The organism is Streptococcus sp. 4094 (genome assembly GCF_013277125.1).
Taxonomy (GTDB): Bacteria; Bacillota; Bacilli; order Lactobacillales; family Streptococcaceae; genus Streptococcus.
The window spans coordinates 30,558-47,245 of the sequence record NZ_VMMI01000007.1 but is presented as its reverse complement, the minus strand read 5'-3'; the positions used below and the strand labels follow the sequence as shown (position 1 = coordinate 47,245).

The following is a 16,688-nucleotide window of genomic DNA, read 5'->3' as shown; positions in this document are numbered from 1 at the left end:
GATGGTGATATCAATCATTGTCCCCTGTTTAAACGAAGAGGAAGTACTTCCTCTTTTTTATCAGGCTCTGGAAGCTTTACTTCCAGATTTGGAAACAGAAATCGAGTATGTCTTTGTCGATGATGGATCAAGTGATGGGACCTTGGAACTCTTAAAGACCTATCGGGAGCAAAATCCGGCAGTGCATTATATTTCTTTCTCACGAAATTTTGGCAAAGAAGCAGCTCTCTATGCAGGCTTACAATATGCGACAGGAGATCTGGTGGTGGTAATGGATGCAGACCTCCAGGATCCTCCTAGTATGTTGCTTGAGATGAAAAACTTACTAGACCAAAATGCAGATTTGGACTGTGTTGGAACAAGGAGAACTAGTCGGGAAGGAGAACCAGTTTTACGTAGTCTCTGCGCTAATCTCTTTTATCGCCTTATGAAAAAAATCAGCCCAGTAGCCCTGCCGTCAGGTGTCCGTGATTTTCGTATGATGAGAAGGTCTGTAGTCGATGCCATTTTAAGTTTGACTGAGTTCAATCGTTTTTCTAAGGGACTCTTTGCCTGGGTCGGCTTTAAAACCCACTATCTGGACTATCCAAATGTCGAAAGGCAGGCTGGCAAGACCAGTTGGAGTTTTAGGCAACTCTTTTTCTACTCCATTGAAGGGATTGTTAATTTTTCAGATTTTCCCCTGATTATAGCTTTCGTAGCTGGTCTCCTATCTTGTTTTATTTCTCTACTGATGACCTTTTTTGTTGTGGTTCGGACTCTCATTTTGGGCAATCCGACATCAGGTTGGACCTCTCTGATGGCTGTCATTCTCTTTCTTGGAGGCATTCAACTCTTGACCATTGGAATTCTCGGCAAGTACATCAGTAAAATTTATTTGGAGACCAAAAAAAGACCACTTTATCTCATCAAAGAAAAAAGTGACCTTCCTGATTTTACAGAAAAAAATAAAGTGAAAAGACTATAATTTTACATGGAAATATGCTAAACTAGAGGGAGTGGATTATCGCCATTGATTTAGGCTTTCTGGTTTCCAATCAGGGCGCGAGTTGGGCAATTTTTAACAGCCTCTAAGACATCCTGACTAGGAGAAATTTCTTTTTCTAGTTGGTCAGGGTCATCGTAAAAACGCACGATTCCATTATCGTGGTAATCAAATAAATCAGAATAAGTTTGGCAAAGCCCACAGGCGATACATCGTTCAGGTATAAGTGTGATTTTCATGTTCATATTTATATTGTAATAAGAAAAGTAAAAAAAAACAAGGAGTAGGGTATGGAAAAAGAACCGTGGCAAGAAGATATTTATGATCAAGAAGAATCAAGAGCAGAGCGTCGTAAGAGAACTCAAGGCAGAGATGTAGTGGCTAATCGTGTCTTGACGATTTTAGCTAGTATTTTCTTCGTGATTGTAGTCGTGATGATTATTGTTCTCATCTATCTATCATCGGGGGGGAGTAATCGCACAGCAGCCTTGAAAGATTTTCACGATTCTGATGCAAGTGTAGTACAAGTCTCATCTTCAAGCAGTTCCCAGCCTGAGCAAAGTTCAGAGCCAGAATCTACTTCTAGTAGTTCAGAAGAAGCTGCTAATCCTGAAGGAACGATAAAAGTTTTGGCTGGAGAAGGGGAAGCAGCCATTGCCGCTCGTGCTGGAATCTCCATTGCACAGTTAGAAGCCTTAAATCCTGGGCACATGGCTACAGGGTCTTGGTTTGCTAATCCAGGTGATGTTATAAAAATAAAATAGGAGTTGATATGAAAACAATTCAAATTGCTATTGACGGTCCTGCTTCCAGTGGTAAGAGTACAGTCGCAAAGATTATTGCCAAGGATTTTGGTTACACCTATCTAGATACAGGTGCCATGTATCGTGCGGCAACCTATATGGCTCTCCAAAACCAGTTAGGAGTAGAAGAAGTCGAAGCCCTTCTAGCCTTGTTGGACCAGCATCCAATTAGTTTTGGGCGTTCAGAAACTGGGGAACAGCTTGTTTTTGTAGGGGATGTGGATATTACCCATCCTATCCGTGAAAATGAAGTAACCAATCATGTTTCTGCTATTGCAGCAATTCCTCAAGTGCGTGAGAAACTAGTTTCTCTCCAACAAGAGATTGCCCAACAAGGCGGGATTGTCATGGACGGTCGCGATATTGGGACTGTTGTATTGCCACAAGCAGAATTAAAAATTTTCCTAGTAGCTTCTGTTGATGAGAGAGCAGAGCGTCGTTACAAGGAAAATGTTGCCAAGGGAATTGAAACAGACCTTGAAACTCTAAAAGAGGAAATTGCTGCGCGTGACTACAAGGATAGTCATCGTGAGACTTCGCCTCTCAAACAAGCAGAGGATGCTGTCTACCTTGATACAACTGGTTTGAACATTCAAGAAGTAGTTGAAAAAATCAAAGCAGAAGCTAAAAAAAGAATGTAAATGTAGAAAAGCCGATAGATAGATATCGGTTTTTTTCTAAATTTGTCAAAATGCTGATTTTAGGGTATAATAGTTGCTGTTCGAGAAATTTTGATTTTCAAAGAATAGCGAATGATGATAAGGAGAAACCATGAACAACCTACCAAATTGCCCAAAATGTAACTCAGAGTATGTCTACGAAGACGGTGCCCTACTGGTTTGCCCAGAGTGTGCTTATGAGTGGAATCCTGCTGAAGTTGCAGATGTAGAAGAGGGTCTTGTTGCTATCGATGCCAATGGAAATAAATTGGCTGACGGTGATACAGTAACTCTCATCAAGGACTTGAAGGTAAAAGGTGCGCCAAAAGATTTGAAACAAGGGACGCGCGTGAAAAATATTCGCATCGTAGAAGGCGACCACAATATCGACTGTAAGATTGATGGCTTCGGTGCCATGAAACTCAAATCAGAGTTTGTGAAGAAAATTTAAACATGTCAAAACACTATAAACTTGTATTTTATAGCCGTATCTTCTTGTTTCTAGCGGCTTTTACGGGAGTTTATCTTGAAATTACCAAGCATGGTGGTTTTGGGATGCTTCTCTATTACACGGTTCTGTCAAATCTGTTAGTAACTATTTTTACGCTCTATCTCTTAAAGGTTATGAGCCGTGTAGGTGAAAACTGGCAAAGACCAAGTCTCTTGCGCTTAAAAGGTGGAGTCACCATGAGTATCATGATTACCTGTGTGATTTACCATTTCCTCTTAGCGCCTATTGCGACTAATTTCTATACCCTAGAAAATTTCCTTTGCCACTATATCGTTCCCCTCTGGTTTTTCGCAGATACCCTCTTTTTTGACAAACAGGGTCAATACAAGATTTGGGATCCAGTTGTGTGGACGATTTTACCCTTGCTGTATATGATGTTTGCTCTCTTTAATGGTTTGGTTTTAAAACTCAATATTCCAAATGCCAAGGATAATCCTTTCCCTTACTTCTTTTTGAATGTGAACAAGGGTTGGGATGTCGTGTTCAAGTGGTGTCTGATTATCTTTGTTGCCTATATGGTGGCAGGATTTATCTTCTATTTTATTAAGCAAATCAAGAGAAAGTCATCCTAATACTCTTCGAAAATCTCTTCAAACCACGTCAGTTTCGCCTTGCCGTACTCAAGTACAGCCTGCGGCTAGCTTCCTAGTTTGCTCTTTGATTTTCATTGAGTATAAGACACAAGGGATTCATTTTCGAGTTTAAGAAGGAGTCTACAAACCAATGGGACTTCTTCTTTTCTTGCTTGTTTGATAACGATCAAAAAAGTAGAAGATTAAGAGAAAGATAGAAAGAGATTTCATGAAACAATTTTTAGAACGGGCCAGTATTTTGGCTCTCTCCCTCGTTTTGATTACCTCCTTTTCGATTTCAAGTGCCCTGCCAGCCATGTTTGACTATTATCAAGGCTATCCTAAGGAACAAATTGAGCTCTTGGCTAGCTTGCCTTCCTTTGGAATTATGATTATGTTACTACTAAATGGTTTCTTAGAAAAAATATTTCCTGAGCGATTACAGATTAGTTTGGGATTGTTGATTTTATCACTGAGTGGAACAGCACCCTTTTGGTATCAAGCCTATCCCTTTGTCTTTGGAACACGGATTCTTTTTGGTTTGGGTGTTGGGATGATTAATGCTAAGGCAATTTCTATTATCAGTGAACGCTATCAAGGGAAAACGCGAATTCAGATGTTAGGGCTACGTGGTTCTGCAGAGGTTGTTGGAGCTTCTCTCATTACCTTGGCAGTCGGCCAGTTGTTGTCATTTGGTTGGACAGCTACTTTCTTAGCCTATAGTGCTGGATTTTTGGTGCTGACCCTTTATCTGCTCTTTGTCCCTTATGGAAAAGAAAAGAAAGAAGTCAAGAAAAAAGCGAAGGAAGCAAGTCACTTAACTCGAGAAATGAAAGGCTTGATTTTTACCCTAGCTATAGAAGCAGCAGTGGTAGTTTGTACCAATACAGCTATTACCATCCGTATTCCAAGTTTGATGGTGGAAAGAGGACTTGGAGATGCCCAGTTATCTAGTTTTGTTCTTAGTGTCATGCAGTTGATCGGGATTGTGGCTGGTGTGAGTTTCTCTTTCTTGATTTCTATCTTTAAAGAGAAACTGCTCCTCTGGTCTGGTATTACTTTTGGTTTGGGGCAAATTGTGATTGCCTTGTCTCCATCCTTGTGGGTGGTAGTGGCAGGAAGCATTCTGGCTGGTTTTGCCTACAGTGTAGCCTTGACGACGGTCTTTCAACTTGTTTCTGAACGAATTCCAGCTAAACTCCTCAATCAAGCAACTTCATTTGCCGTATTAGGCTGTAGTTTCGGAGCCTTTACGACCCCATTGGTTCTAGGTGCAATTGGCTTACTAACTCACAATGGGATGTTGGTCTTTGCTATCTTAGGATCTTGGTTAATTGTAACCTCTATCTTTGTCATGTACCTACTCCAAAAGAGAGCTTAGGATTGGTTTCCTAGGTTTTTCTTTTGAGTTTTTTGTACCCAGACAATATTTATTTTAGAACCTTGTCTACAGATTAATTTCTTGATAAAATAGAAGTTATGACGAGATATAAAGCAACTATTTCCTATGATGGTTACGCCTTTGCTGGTTTTCAGCGCCAGCCTCATGCGCGTAGTGTTCAGGAAGAAATTGAAAAAACCTTGACTAGATTGAATAAGGGGCAAGCCATCACTGTTCACGGTGCTGGTAGGACAGATAGTGGGGTTCATGCTTTGGGACAGGTTATTCATTTTGACCTGCCTTATCAGATGGATGAGGAGAAGCTCCGTTTTGCTTTGGATACCCAGTCCCCTGAAGATATTGATGTGATTTCGATTGAGCTTGTGGCAGATGATTTTCATTGCCGTTATGCCAAGCATAGCAAGACTTATGAGTTTATTGTGGATAGAGGACGTCCCAAGAATCCTATGCGCCGTCACTATGCCACTCACTTTCCCTACCCACTCGATGTGGAACGCATGCAGATTGCAATCAAAAAGCTAGAAGGAACCCATGATTTCACTGGCTTTACAGCCTCTGGGACTAGTGTAGAAGATAAGGTTCGCACTATTACAGAAGCTAGCCTTAGGGTGGATGAGACAGGCCAGTTTTTGACCTTTACCTTTTCAGGAAATGGTTTCTTGTATAAGCAGATTCGCAATATGGTGGGGACGCTACTCAAAATTGGCAATAACCGCATGCCAGTAGAGCAGATTGACCTCATCTTGGAGAAAAAGGACAGGCAGCTTGCAGGTCCCACTGCAGCACCAAATGGTTTATATTTAAAGGAGATTCGTTATGAAGAATAATCGTATTTTAGCACTTTCTGGAAATGATATTTTTAGTGGTGGTGGTTTGTCAGCTGATTTGGCTACCTATACCTTGAACGGCTTGCATGGCTTTGTAGCAGTGACTTGTTTGACAGCCTTGACAGAAAAAGGATTTGAAGTCTTTCCAACTGACGATGTCATTTTTCAATATGAATTAGATAGCTTGCGTGATGTGGAGTTTGGGGGGATTAAGATTGGTCTTCTACCAACTGTCAGCGTAGCTGAGAAGGCATTGGACTTTATCAAACAACGACCAGGAGTGCCTGTGGTTCTGGATCCTGTCTTGGTCTGCAAGGAAACGCACGACGTAGCAGTTAGTGAACTCTGCCAAGAGTTGATTCGCTTTTTCCCTCATGTCAGTGTGATTACGCCTAATCTTCCTGAAGCAGAATTACTAGCAGATCAAGAGATTAAAACCCTTGAAGATATGAAAACTGCAGCACAGAAATTGCATGAATTAGGAGCGCCAGCAGTCATTATCAAGGGAGGCAATCGCCTTAGTCAGGACAAGGCTGTAGATGTCTTTTATGACGGACAAAACTTTACAGTCCTAGAAAATCCTGTCATCCAAGGCCAAAATGCTGGTGCAGGTTGTACCTTTGCTTCTAGCATTGCCAGTCACTTGCTTAAAGGTGATGAACTTTTACCAGCAGTAGAAAGCTCTAAGGCTTTCGTTTACCGTGCCATTGCACAAGCAGATCAGTATGGAGTAAGACAATATGAAGCAAACCAAAACAACTAAAATCGCCCTTGTATCCCTATTAACCGCTCTTTCTGTGGTTCTAGGTTATTTCTTAAAAATTCCAACACCGACAGGCATTCTAACTCTTTTAGATGCGGGTGTCTTCTTTGCGGCCTTCTACTTTGGTAGTCGTGAAGGGGCTGTAGTCGGAGGACTAGCAGGTTTCTTGATTGACCTCTTATCAGGCTACCCTCAGTGGATGTTCTTTAGTTTAATCAACCATGGCTTACAGGGATTTTTCGCAGGATTTAAAGGAAAAGCTCAGTGGTTAGGCCTTATCTTGGCAACGATTGCTATGGTAGGGGGTTACGCCTTGGGTTCTACATTGATGAATGGCTGGGCTGCAGCTCTACCAGAAATTCTACCAAATTTCATGCAAAATATGGTAGGGATGATTGTAGGATTTATCCTTAGCCAAAGTATCAAGAAGATTAAGTAAAGAGGCTGTGGAGAAAGTCCTAAAAATCAGAAAAAACGCATAGTATCAGGTATTGAAAAAACTTGATATTATGCGTTTTATTGTGGGAAGATTTTTGAAAAATTTTAATCAAAATAAAGCAAGTCTTTGCTGGTGCTTGTAAAGAGGTCGAAGCCATCCTTGGTAACAACACCGCAGTCTTCGATACGGACACCGACTTTACCAGGGATATAGATACCTGGTTCAACAGAGAAGCACATGCCTTCTTCGATGATCATGTCGTTTCCTTCCATGATAGATGGGAATTCATGGACATCCATACCGATACCGTGACCAAGACGGTGGTTGAAGTACTCGCCGTAACCAGCTTTTTCAATGACCTCACGAGCAGCGCGATCCACTTCATGGGCAGTCACACCTGGTTTGATAAAGTCAAGAGCAGCTTGTTGAGCTTCAAGAGTCAAGTTATAAATGTCTTTCTTGAATTGGTCTGGTTTGCCGACAGCGACCGTACGAGTCATATCTGACGCATAGCCGTTGACTAGAACACCAAGGTCAAAGAGGAGAAGGGCGTTATTTTCAACTTTGTTTGCTGCTGGAATACCGTGTGGATTTGCAGCATTATCACCAGTCAAGACCATGGTATCAAAACTCATTTCATAACCTTCACGCTTCATAGCAAAGTCAATTTGGGCGATGATATCTGTCTCAGTCTTATCAAGAGAAATATTGTCAAAACCAACATTAACAGCCTTGTCCGCATAGAGACCTGCAACCATCATTTTTTGCACTTCATCAGCTGATTTGATGAGGCGCATGCGTTGGATACGAGGAGTGAGGTTTTCAAACTCAGCAGTTTCAAAAACGGTTTTTAAACCATGATATTTGGTCAAGATGAGATTGTCAAACTCAACAGCGACACGTTTGAAGTCAAGTTGTGGAAGAGCATGTTTCATTTTTTGCCATGGATTTTCAGAATCCACATAGCCTACAACTGGGAAGGAAACAGTGCTGCTTGCACGCTCAACCTCAAGGGCTGGCACAAAGAGGAGAGGTTCCTGATCTGCTAGGACAAAAAGGAACATTTGGCGTTCATGGGGATCACTGTAAAAGCCAGTGAGGTAATTGATTGTGACGGGGTCAGATACGACAGCGACGTCTAGTTTTTCTGATTCAAGATATGTTACGATTTGTTGTAATTTAGACATATGCTACCTTCTTTCTACCCCTCTATTTTGGCAAAAAATGAGAGAAAATGCAAGGGAGAAGGGTAAAAGAACAGACAAAAAGAACTCCGACAAGATAACGGAGTTCTTTGATATAGTTTTACTTTGTTTAAGAAAAGTCAGCCTTGCTTTTGACGTCGCTATATTCTTCAGCGATTTCTTGGCTGAGAATGTCCTCATAGGCAGGGAGTTGGATGTCCTGACCGTATTTCTTCTTGAGGGCAGTAGTGACTAGGCGATAGGCCAGATTGGCATTGCGAGAGAGGATAGGCCCGTGGAAGTAAGAACCGAAAACATTTTTATAATGAACCCCTTCGCCGACTTTTTCTTCGTTATTTCCATTTCCATAGACTACCTGTCCCAGTGGTTGTTGGTCATCTGAGAGGAAGGTACGGCCCTGATGATTTTCAAAACCATAGTAGGTTTCATCGAAATCTTCATTGTGAATCTTGATGTCCCCGATAAAGCGATTATTGGTCTGGTTGAGGGTATAATGTCCCATGACCCCTAGCCCTTCAATACGTTTACCTGAAGCTTCAACATAATATTGGCCCAATAGTTGGAAACCGCCGCAGATAGCCAGAACCACACCGTCGTTTTGGATGTAGTTGTCAATGCTCTCTTTTTTAGCAGGTAGATCGTCTGCAATGATACTCTGTTCAAAGTCTTGACCACCACCAAAAAAGGCAATGTCGTAATGATTTTCGTCAAAGTCATCATGGAGAGAAACGATGTCAACCGTCACATGAGCTCCCAGCTTTTCAGCCACATACTTGAGCATGAGAATGTTTCCATTATCCCCGTAGGTATTCATGAGGTTTCCGTAGAGGTGGGCAATGTTGAGCTGATAGGGGTAATTGCCAGCTTTTGAGGAAAGTGAAGTATAAACCATTAGTTCATCTCCTTTCTAACAATCTGACGACTAGCCAGCAGTTCGCGGAATTCCAGCATAGCAGTATAGGTAGCTAGGATATAGGCATGCTTGCAGTCTTGGTTCTCAATGGTTTTAAGAACTTGTTCCAGACTACTTGTTTCAATGATTTTTTCAGCTGGATATCCTGTTACTCGGAGGCGGCGTGCAATCTCAGAATGACGAACACCGCCAGCGTTTATTTCAGGAATGTCCATGTCAGTGATTTGTTCAAAATCAGCATCCCAGATCCAGCTTGTATCAATTCCGTCTGCATAGTTGGCATTAAGAAGAACAGATAGACTAAATGGATAAGGTGCTAGTTTAATCATCTCGATAGCTTGGGTTGCACCGACTGGATTTTTAATCAAGACGAGGGTACATTCTTTATCACCGATATGGAAGGTTTCTTGGCGTCCAAAGACGGCACGGCTCTTGTCAAATCCTTGCTTGATGAGTTGGGAATCGGCACCGAGGAAACGGGCGATAGCAACTGCAGCAAGGGCATTGTAGATATTGTAGAGCCCACCGATTTGAATTCCGTATTCTTGTCCGTCGATGACAAAGCGAGAGCGATTGTTGGTCAACTCAACCAGTTCTGTCAAGCGATAGTCTAGATCAGGACGTTTACATCCACAACCTTCACAGATATAGGCACCCAAGTTTGCATAGGTATTGTGCTCGTATTTGAGGATGCCTTGACAGTCAGGGCAGAGAATACCTTCGGTATTGTAGTGAGCCAGTTTGGCTGGTCCTTTTTCCAAGTCAAAACCAAAATACTCTACAGGATTTGGAATAGCTGGCTTGTAGAAAAGCGGACTGTCACCATTGAGGAGAACAGTAGCCGTAGGTACCTTACGAATAGCATCCAAAATCATCTTATAAGTTGTGTAAATCTCACCATAGCGGTCCATCTGGTCACGGAAGATATTTGTGATGACAAAAAGGCTTGGCTGGATATAGTCACAGATACGAGATAGACTGGCTTCGTCAATTTCTAGTACGGCAATGTTTTTCCCAGTTTTAGAACCCTTGGCTGTTAAGAAGGTTGTCGCAATCCCTGTAATCATGTTGGCACCGCTTGGGTTGGTCAGAACTTGACCATAAACCTCTTTTAAAATGCCGACAGTGAGGGCAGTTGTCAAGGTTTTTCCGTTGGTTCCAGTGACCACGACAATCTCGTAGTTCTTAGCTAGGTTTTGTAAAATATCTTTATCAAATTGAAGGGCGACTTTTCCTGGGAGCGTACTTCCTCGGCCAAGACGGCTTAAAACGAAGTGGGAAGAACGCCCAGCAAGAAGGCCCAAAGTAGTTTTTAAGTTCATGTTTCTATTATATCACAAAAGAGGGAAAAGACAGATTTGAGATTTCGCAGAAGCAAAAACAGCCCAAAGAGGGCTGTTCGATACGATGAAATCTCAACTTAAATCGCAAACAAGTCATTCAAGTTCTCAGCCAAGGTTGGGTGAGTGAAGATTTGTTTTGTGAAGTAAGTGTAAGGAATCTTGTTGTCCATAGCAACAGTGATGATGTTGATGATTTCTTGAGAACCTTCTGAGAAGATGCTTGCTCCAAGAATTTCTTTTGTTTCAGTATTGACAACAGCTTTGAAGGCTCCACGAAGGTCTCCGTTTACGTGACCACGAGGCATTGCTGCAACAGGAATTTCCTTAACAGCGTATGGAAGTTTCAAATCAGCTGCTTGGCTTTCAGTCAAACCAACTTGTGAAAGTGCAGGTGTGATGAACATAGTGTTTGGTACATTGAGACGGTCTTCAAGTGTGTAGCTTCCATCTCCAGCAAGGTAGCTGTAAACAACACGGAAGTCATCAAGTGAAATGTAAGTAAATTGAAGTCCACCGTTGACATCCCCAACTGCAAAGACACCAGGAACGTTTGTTTGACAATGTTTGTCTACTTTAATAGCGCCACGTTCAGTTAGTTCAATATCTGTATTTTCAAGTTGAAGTGGTTCTACATTTGGTTTGCGTCCAGTTGCGTAAAGAAGGGCGTCGAAACGGTAAGTTTCGTTTTCAGTCACGACGAGTACTTGGTCACCGTCGTTTTTGATTTCAGTAGTACGGATGTTTTGAAGCAATTCAATACCGTCTTCTTCCATGTATTGTTTAGCAAGAGCTGCGATGGAAGGTTCTGCACGAGGTAGGAAAGTATCCAAGGCATCTAGGACTGTAACCTTGCTTCCAAGTTTGTTGTAAAGGCCAGCAAATTCAAGACCGATATTTCCACCACCAAGGACACCAAGTTTTTCAGGCAATTTGTCCAAGTTTTGGATACCTGTTGAGTCAAAGACGTTTTTGCTTGTAGCAAGTCCTGGAATTGGCAAGACGTTTGAAACAGCACCAGTGTTGATGACGATTGTTTCAGCAGTCAGTTCTTGTTTTTCATCACCAGCTTGGATTTCGATGACTTTATTTGAAAGGAAGTGAGCTTCCGCATCAAAGATATCCACGCCTGTACCAGCAACAGTAGCATAGTTTTTACCATTGAGGCGACCAGTGATAGTATTTTTGGTAGCAATGACTTCTTCAAAAGATAAGTCTTTCTCAGCAGCAACTAGCAAGGTTTTAGTTGGGATACAACCAATGTTGATACAAGTTCCACCATACATAGCTTTACTACGTTCAACGAGGGCAACTTTTTTGCCAGCTGAAGCTAATTTACCAGCTAGTGTTTTACCAGCCTTACCAAATCCGATAACGATTAAATCATAAGTTAACATTTAGAGTTCCTCCTATTCGCATTTCATTCTAGCACAAGAGAAAAACTTTTGCACAATTCTGCTACGAAAAAGACAGAAAAAGATAAAAACGCTTTCCAGACAAAAAACTAGTAATTTTTTGACAAGCTTGATAAACTAAAATCCTACCTATTTTTATATAAGATAGAATAAATGTTCGAAAATAGGAGGTTTTATGAAATCGAATCGTTATATTATTGCCTTTGCTGGGGTCATTTTACACTTAATGCTGGGTTCTACTTATGCTTGGAGTGTTTATCGTAACCCTATTATTGAAAAAACGGGATGGGATCAGGCTTCTGTTGCCTTTGCCTTTAGTCTAGCAATCTTTTGTTTGGGCTTATCGGCTGCATTTATGGGGCGTTTGGTAGAAAAATTTGGTCCGAGAGTCATGGGGAGTCTATCTGCTTTTCTATACGCAGGTGGAAATATCTTAACAGGATTTGCAATAGATCGTCAGGAGCTGTGGTTGTTGTATCTCGCTTATGGAATTTTAGGTGGGCTTGGTTTGGGAGCAGGGTATATTACCCCTGTGTCAACGATTATAAAATGGTTTCCTGATAAACGTGGTCTCGCAACAGGTTTAGCGATTATGGGGTTTGGTTTTGCTTCTTTATTGACTAGTCCCATAGCGCAACATCTCATCGCAGGGGTAGGGCTTGTAGAAACTTTTTATATTTTAGGTGCAAGTTACTTTATTATCATGCTCCTAGCTTCACAATTCATTAAGCGTCCAAATGAGCAAGAGCTTGCAATTTTATCTGCTTCAGGGAAAGAAAAAACAGCCTCTTTGACGCAAGGAATGGCTGCAAATCAGGCTCTGAAAAGCAATCGGTTTTATATACTTTGGATTATTTTCTTTATCAATATAGCTTGTGGTTTAGGCTTAATTTCAGCGGCATCGCCAATGGCACAGGAGATGGCTGGCTTGTCTACAAGTCATGCAGCAGTAATGGTGGGCGTTTTAGGGATTTTCAATGGATTTGGTCGCTTGCTCTGGGCGAGCTTATCTGACTATATCGGTCGCCCCCTAACCTTTAGTATATTACTGCTTGTCAATCTTTTCTTTTCTCTCTCACTTTGGCTCTTTACAGATTCCGTTTTATTTGTAGTCGCTATGTCTATTTTGATGACTTGCTATGGAGCTGGTTTTTCATTGATTCCAGCTTATCTCAGTGATATTTTTGGAACCAAGGAATTGGCCGCTCTGCATGGTTATATTTTAACAGCTTGGGCAATGGCTGGTTTAGCAGGACCTATTTTATTAGCAGAGACTTATAAAATGGCTCATTCTTACACACAAACCTTGTTCGTTTTTATCATTTTATATAGTATCGCCTTGGCTTTGTCTTATTATCTAGGTCGTTCCATCAAAAAGGAAAGCCAAAAACCGCTTACATGATTTTCTAGAGAAATTAGGCTATCTTTTGCTCTGGTCTTGTGTTATACTAGATGGGTTGCAAAGAAAACAGTACTTTTCTTTTGTGGAAAAGAAGCAACACGATTTTGTATCCAGTATATGAAAATACGTCATAAAAAGAAAAGTATACACTAAGCCCTATAGGGTGGCTTCGCACCACCTTTAGAAAGAAGAATAACGTGAAATTTAATGAATTAAACTTGTCTGCTGATTTGCTAGCAGAGATTGAAAAAGCTGGTTTTGTAGAAGCCAGTCCTATCCAAGAACAAACCATTCCCTTGGCTCTTGAAGGTAAGGACGTTATCGGTCAAGCTCAGACTGGTACAGGAAAAACTGCAGCCTTTGGCTTGCCTACCCTTGAAAAAATCCGTACAGAAGAAGCGACTATCCAAGCCTTGGTCATCGCTCCAACTCGTGAATTAGCTGTCCAAAGTCAAGAGGAATTGTTCCGCTTTGGTCGCAGTAAGGGTGTAAAAGTTCGCTCAGTTTATGGCGGATCAAGCATTGAAAAACAAATTAAGGCTCTTAAATCTGGTGCTCATATCGTGGTGGGAACTCCTGGTCGCCTCTTGGACTTGATTAAACGCAAGGCCTTGAAATTGCAAGACATTGAAACGCTCATCCTTGACGAAGCGGATGAAATGCTCAACATGGGCTTCCTTGAAGACATTGAAGCTATCATCTCCCGTGTCCCTGAAAACCGTCAAACTCTTCTTTTCTCAGCAACTATGCCAGATGCTATCAAACGTATTGGTGTTCAGTTTATGAAAGAACCTGAGCATGTGAAGATTGCGGCTAAGGAATTGACAACAGAATTAGTTGACCAATACTATATTCGTGTTAAAGAGCAAGAAAAATTTGATACCATGACCCGTCTCATGGATGTGGAACAACCTGAGCTTGCTATCGTATTTGGTCGTACCAAGCGCCGTGTGGATGAATTGACTCGTGGTCTTAAAATCCGTGGTTTCCGTGCCGAAGGAATTCATGGTGACCTAGACCAAAACAAACGTCTTCGTGTCCTTCGTGACTTTAAAAACGGTAATCTTGATGTTTTGGTTGCGACAGACGTTGCAGCGCGTGGTTTGGATATTTCAGGTGTGACCCATGTCTACAACTACGATATTCCACAAGATCCTGAAAGTTATGTTCACCGTATCGGTCGTACAGGTCGTGCTGGTAAGTCAGGTCAGTCTATTACTTTTGTTGCTCCAAATGAAATGGGCTACCTTCAAATCATTGAAAACTTGACTAAGAAACGCATGAAAGGTTTGAAACCAGCGACAGCAGAAGAAGCCTTCCAAGCTAAGAAACAAGTAGCTCTCAAGAAAATCGAACGTGATTTTGCAGATGAGACTATCCGTGCCAACTTTGAGAAATTTGGTAAGGATGCTCGTAAGCTAGCTGCAGAATTTACTCCAGAAGAATTGGCTATGTATATTTTGAGTCTGACTGTTCAAGATCCGGATAGCCTTCCTGAAGTGGAGATTGCGCGTGAAAAACCACTGCCATTTAAACCATCAGGTAATGGCTTTGGTGGTAAAGCTAAGGGAGGTCGTCGTGGAGATGACCGTCGTGATAATCGCCGTGTAGACAATCGTCGTGGTGGTCGCCGTGATGATTTCAAAAAAGGAAGTCGTGGCAATGATCGTTTTGATAAGGAAAAACGTTACCGTAAGGATAATAAAAAACCACGCAATACTTCAAGCGAAAAGAAAACAGGCTTTGTGATTCGTAACAAGGGCGATAAATAAGAAAAAGCGGTTCAAAATGAATCGCTTTTTTATATAAGGAGACCGAATGGAAAAAGATGGTGATAGCAAAGGATAGGTGAAATGGAAAGGTATTATCAATCCACCTTCTTGTGATGATATAATATCAAATATAAATTAGGTTGTCAATAAGAAAACATAATTTTCTAAAATATTTCAGCTAGTCTAAATTGCAATTAAATAAGCAATTTTCAGATAATAATTGAAAATTCAATCTGTTTATGTTATAATGATAGCGATTAAATTCGAGGTGAAAAATGGCACATTTATTAGAAAAAACAAGAAAAATTACTTCTATCCTGAAGCGCTCAGAGGAGCAGTTGCAGGAAGAACTTCCCTACAATGCGATTACCCGTCAATTGGCAGACATTATTGATTGTAATGCTTGTATTGTTAACAGCAAGGGACGTCTGCTTGGCTATTTTATGCGTTATAAAACAAATACAGATCGCGTAGAGCAATTCTTCCAAACTAAGATTTTCCCAGATGACTACGTTCAAGGGGCTAATATGATTTACGAAACAGAAGCAAACTTGCCTGTTGAGCATGATATGAGTATTTTCCCTGTTGAGAGTAGAGATGATTTTCCAGATGGCTTGACGACTATTGCACCGATTCATGTATCGGGGATTCGCCTTGGTTCTTTGATTATTTGGCGCAATGATAAAAAATTCGAAGATGAAGATTTGATTTTGGTTGAGATTGCCAGTACCGTTGTTGGGATTCAGCTTCTTAACTTCCAGCGTGAAGAAGATGAGAAAAATATCCGTCGCCGTACTGCTGTTACCATGGCGGTTAATACCCTTTCTTACTCAGAACTTCGTGCAGTTTCCGCAATTTTAGGGGAATTAAATGGAAATGAAGGGCAGTTAACTGCGTCTGTAATTGCAGACCGTATCGGAATTACCCGCTCTGTGATTGTCAATGCCCTTCGTAAACTTGAGTCCGCTGGGATTATTGAAAGTCGCTCGCTTGGAATGAAGGGAACCTACCTTAAGGTCTTGATTTCAGATATTTTTGAAGAAGTGAAGAAAAGAGATTACTAATGACTAAAGCTTTGATTTCGATTGATTATACAGAAGATTTTGTTGCCGACAGTGGTAAATTGACAGCAGGTGCTCCAGCTCAAGCTATTTCGGAAGCCATTAGCAAGGTGACTCGATTAGCTTTTGAACGCGGAGATTACATCTTCTTTACTATCGATGCTCATGAAGAAAACGATTGTTTCCATCCAGAAAGTAAACTATTCCCGCCTCATAATCTGATTGGGACTAGTGGACGGAATTTATATGGAGATTTGGGGATCTTTTATCAAGAGCATGGTTCAGACAGTCGTGTCTTTTGGATGGATAAACGCCATTACTCAGCTTTTTCAGGGACTGACCTAGATATTCGTTTGAGAGAGCGTAGAGTGTCTACAGTTATTTTAACAGGAGTCTTGACGGATATTTGTGTCCTGCATACAGCTATAGATGCCTATAATCTAGGATATGACATCGAGATTGTTAAACCAGCTGTTGCTTCTATCTGGCCTGAAAATCATCAATTTGCCCTAGGTCATTTCAAAAATACACTTGGAGCTAAGTTGGTAGATGAAAATCTAAATGAACTTTCTGAGTAATTTGGTTGATGAAATGAAAAATTTTGAAAAAAAGTGTTGAC

General features: G+C 41.2%; 18 protein-coding genes. 13 read left to right on the top strand and 5 right to left on the bottom strand.

Annotated elements, in window-relative coordinates; translation table 11 throughout:
• The first annotated feature begins 1 nt into the window (after window position 1).
• On the top strand, window positions 2-967 hold the full coding sequence (locus HT721_RS01395) for a glycosyltransferase family 2 protein (protein WP_173212482.1): 966 nt from the start codon (window positions 2-4) through the stop codon (window positions 965-967).
• 50 nt (window positions 968-1,017) lie between these two features.
• Here the strand turns inward: HT721_RS01395 and HT721_RS01390 are convergent, their stop codons facing one another.
• A complete protein-coding gene (locus tag HT721_RS01390; RefSeq protein WP_080551653.1) occupies window positions 1,018-1,224 on the bottom strand; it encodes a ferredoxin in 207 nt (68 codons plus the stop codon).
• A gap of 51 nt (window positions 1,225-1,275) precedes the next feature.
• On the opposite strand from HT721_RS01390, the gene HT721_RS01385 reads away from it, so the two are divergent.
• The 8 genes from HT721_RS01385 (at window position 1,276) to HT721_RS01350 (ending at window position 6,961) form a co-directional block, all read left to right on the top strand.
• On the top strand, window positions 1,276-1,749 hold the full coding sequence (locus tag HT721_RS01385) for an SAG1386/EF1546 family surface-associated protein (RefSeq protein ID WP_173212484.1): 474 nt from the start codon (window positions 1,276-1,278) through the stop codon (window positions 1,747-1,749).
• A gap of 8 nt (window positions 1,750-1,757) precedes the next feature.
• On the top strand, window positions 1,758-2,429 hold the full coding sequence (gene cmk, locus HT721_RS01380; RefSeq protein WP_173212486.1) for a (d)CMP kinase: 672 nt from the start codon (window positions 1,758-1,760) through the stop codon (window positions 2,427-2,429).
• Window positions 2,430-2,559: 130 nt separating this feature from the next.
• Window positions 2,560-2,898, top strand: coding sequence for a zinc ribbon domain-containing protein YjdM (locus HT721_RS01375; protein ID WP_001061596.1), 339 nt, complete (start codon window positions 2,560-2,562; stop codon window positions 2,896-2,898).
• Window positions 2,899-2,900: 2 nt separating this feature from the next.
• Complete coding sequence (locus HT721_RS01370) at window positions 2,901-3,530, top strand: Pr6Pr family membrane protein (RefSeq protein WP_173212488.1); 630 nt, start codon at window positions 2,901-2,903, stop codon at window positions 3,528-3,530.
• Between the two features lie 229 nt (window positions 3,531-3,759).
• Window positions 3,760-4,911 (top strand): MFS transporter, encoded by a 1,152-nt coding sequence (locus HT721_RS01365; protein ID WP_173228735.1) that lies wholly within the window; start codon window positions 3,760-3,762, stop codon window positions 4,909-4,911.
• A gap of 98 nt (window positions 4,912-5,009) precedes the next feature.
• Window positions 5,010-5,759, top strand: coding sequence for a tRNA pseudouridine(38-40) synthase TruA (gene truA, locus HT721_RS01360; protein ID WP_125416066.1), 750 nt, complete (start codon window positions 5,010-5,012; stop codon window positions 5,757-5,759).
• On the top strand, window positions 5,749-6,522 hold the full coding sequence (locus HT721_RS01355) for a bifunctional hydroxymethylpyrimidine kinase/phosphomethylpyrimidine kinase (protein WP_173212492.1): 774 nt from the start codon (window positions 5,749-5,751) through the stop codon (window positions 6,520-6,522). Before truA ends, HT721_RS01355 begins: the two co-directional genes overlap by 11 nt.
• Complete coding sequence (locus HT721_RS01350) at window positions 6,500-6,961, top strand: ECF transporter S component (protein WP_173212495.1); 462 nt, start codon at window positions 6,500-6,502, stop codon at window positions 6,959-6,961. The genes HT721_RS01355 and HT721_RS01350 overlap by 23 nt, the downstream gene beginning before the upstream one ends.
• A gap of 104 nt (window positions 6,962-7,065) precedes the next feature.
• Here the strand turns inward: HT721_RS01350 and HT721_RS01345 are convergent, their stop codons facing one another.
• From HT721_RS01345 to HT721_RS01330, 4 genes are all read right to left on the bottom strand, one after another.
• A complete protein-coding gene (locus HT721_RS01345) occupies window positions 7,066-8,148 on the bottom strand; it encodes a Xaa-Pro peptidase family protein (protein WP_173212497.1) in 1,083 nt (360 codons plus the stop codon).
• Between the two features lie 127 nt (window positions 8,149-8,275).
• Window positions 8,276-9,058 carry a lipid II isoglutaminyl synthase subunit GatD gene (gene gatD / locus HT721_RS01340; RefSeq protein WP_173212499.1) on the bottom strand — a complete coding sequence of 261 codons (783 nt, stop codon included), beginning with the start codon at window positions 9,056-9,058 and terminating at the stop codon, window positions 8,276-8,278.
• The gene (gene murT / locus HT721_RS01335) at window positions 9,058-10,401 is read right to left on the bottom strand and encodes a lipid II isoglutaminyl synthase subunit MurT (protein WP_173228733.1); all 1,344 of its coding nucleotides are present in this window, start codon (window positions 10,399-10,401) and stop codon (window positions 9,058-9,060) included. The genes gatD and murT overlap by 1 nt, the downstream gene beginning before the upstream one ends.
• A 98-nt stretch (window positions 10,402-10,499) precedes the next feature.
• Window positions 10,500-11,816 carry an FAD-containing oxidoreductase gene (locus tag HT721_RS01330; protein WP_173228731.1) on the bottom strand — a complete coding sequence of 439 codons (1,317 nt, stop codon included), beginning with the start codon at window positions 11,814-11,816 and terminating at the stop codon, window positions 10,500-10,502.
• A 193-nt stretch (window positions 11,817-12,009) separates the two neighbouring features.
• On the opposite strand from HT721_RS01330, the gene HT721_RS01325 reads away from it, so the two are divergent.
• The 4 genes from HT721_RS01325 to HT721_RS01310 all read left to right on the top strand — a co-directional run bounded on the left by HT721_RS01325 (window position 12,010) and on the right by HT721_RS01310 (window position 16,647).
• On the top strand, window positions 12,010-13,236 hold the full coding sequence (locus tag HT721_RS01325; protein ID WP_173218594.1) for an OFA family MFS transporter: 1,227 nt from the start codon (window positions 12,010-12,012) through the stop codon (window positions 13,234-13,236).
• 197 nt (window positions 13,237-13,433) lie between these two features.
• The gene (locus tag HT721_RS01320; RefSeq protein ID WP_173228729.1) at window positions 13,434-15,008 is read left to right on the top strand and encodes a DEAD/DEAH box helicase; all 1,575 of its coding nucleotides are present in this window, start codon (window positions 13,434-13,436) and stop codon (window positions 15,006-15,008) included.
• Between the two features lie 275 nt (window positions 15,009-15,283).
• Complete coding sequence (codY, locus tag HT721_RS01315) at window positions 15,284-16,072, top strand: GTP-sensing pleiotropic transcriptional regulator CodY (RefSeq protein ID WP_173228727.1); 789 nt, start codon at window positions 15,284-15,286, stop codon at window positions 16,070-16,072.
• On the top strand, window positions 16,072-16,647 hold the full coding sequence (locus HT721_RS01310) for an isochorismatase family cysteine hydrolase (protein ID WP_000158736.1): 576 nt from the start codon (window positions 16,072-16,074) through the stop codon (window positions 16,645-16,647). Before codY ends, HT721_RS01310 begins: the two co-directional genes overlap by 1 nt.
• Window positions 16,648-16,688: the final 41 nt, after the last annotated feature.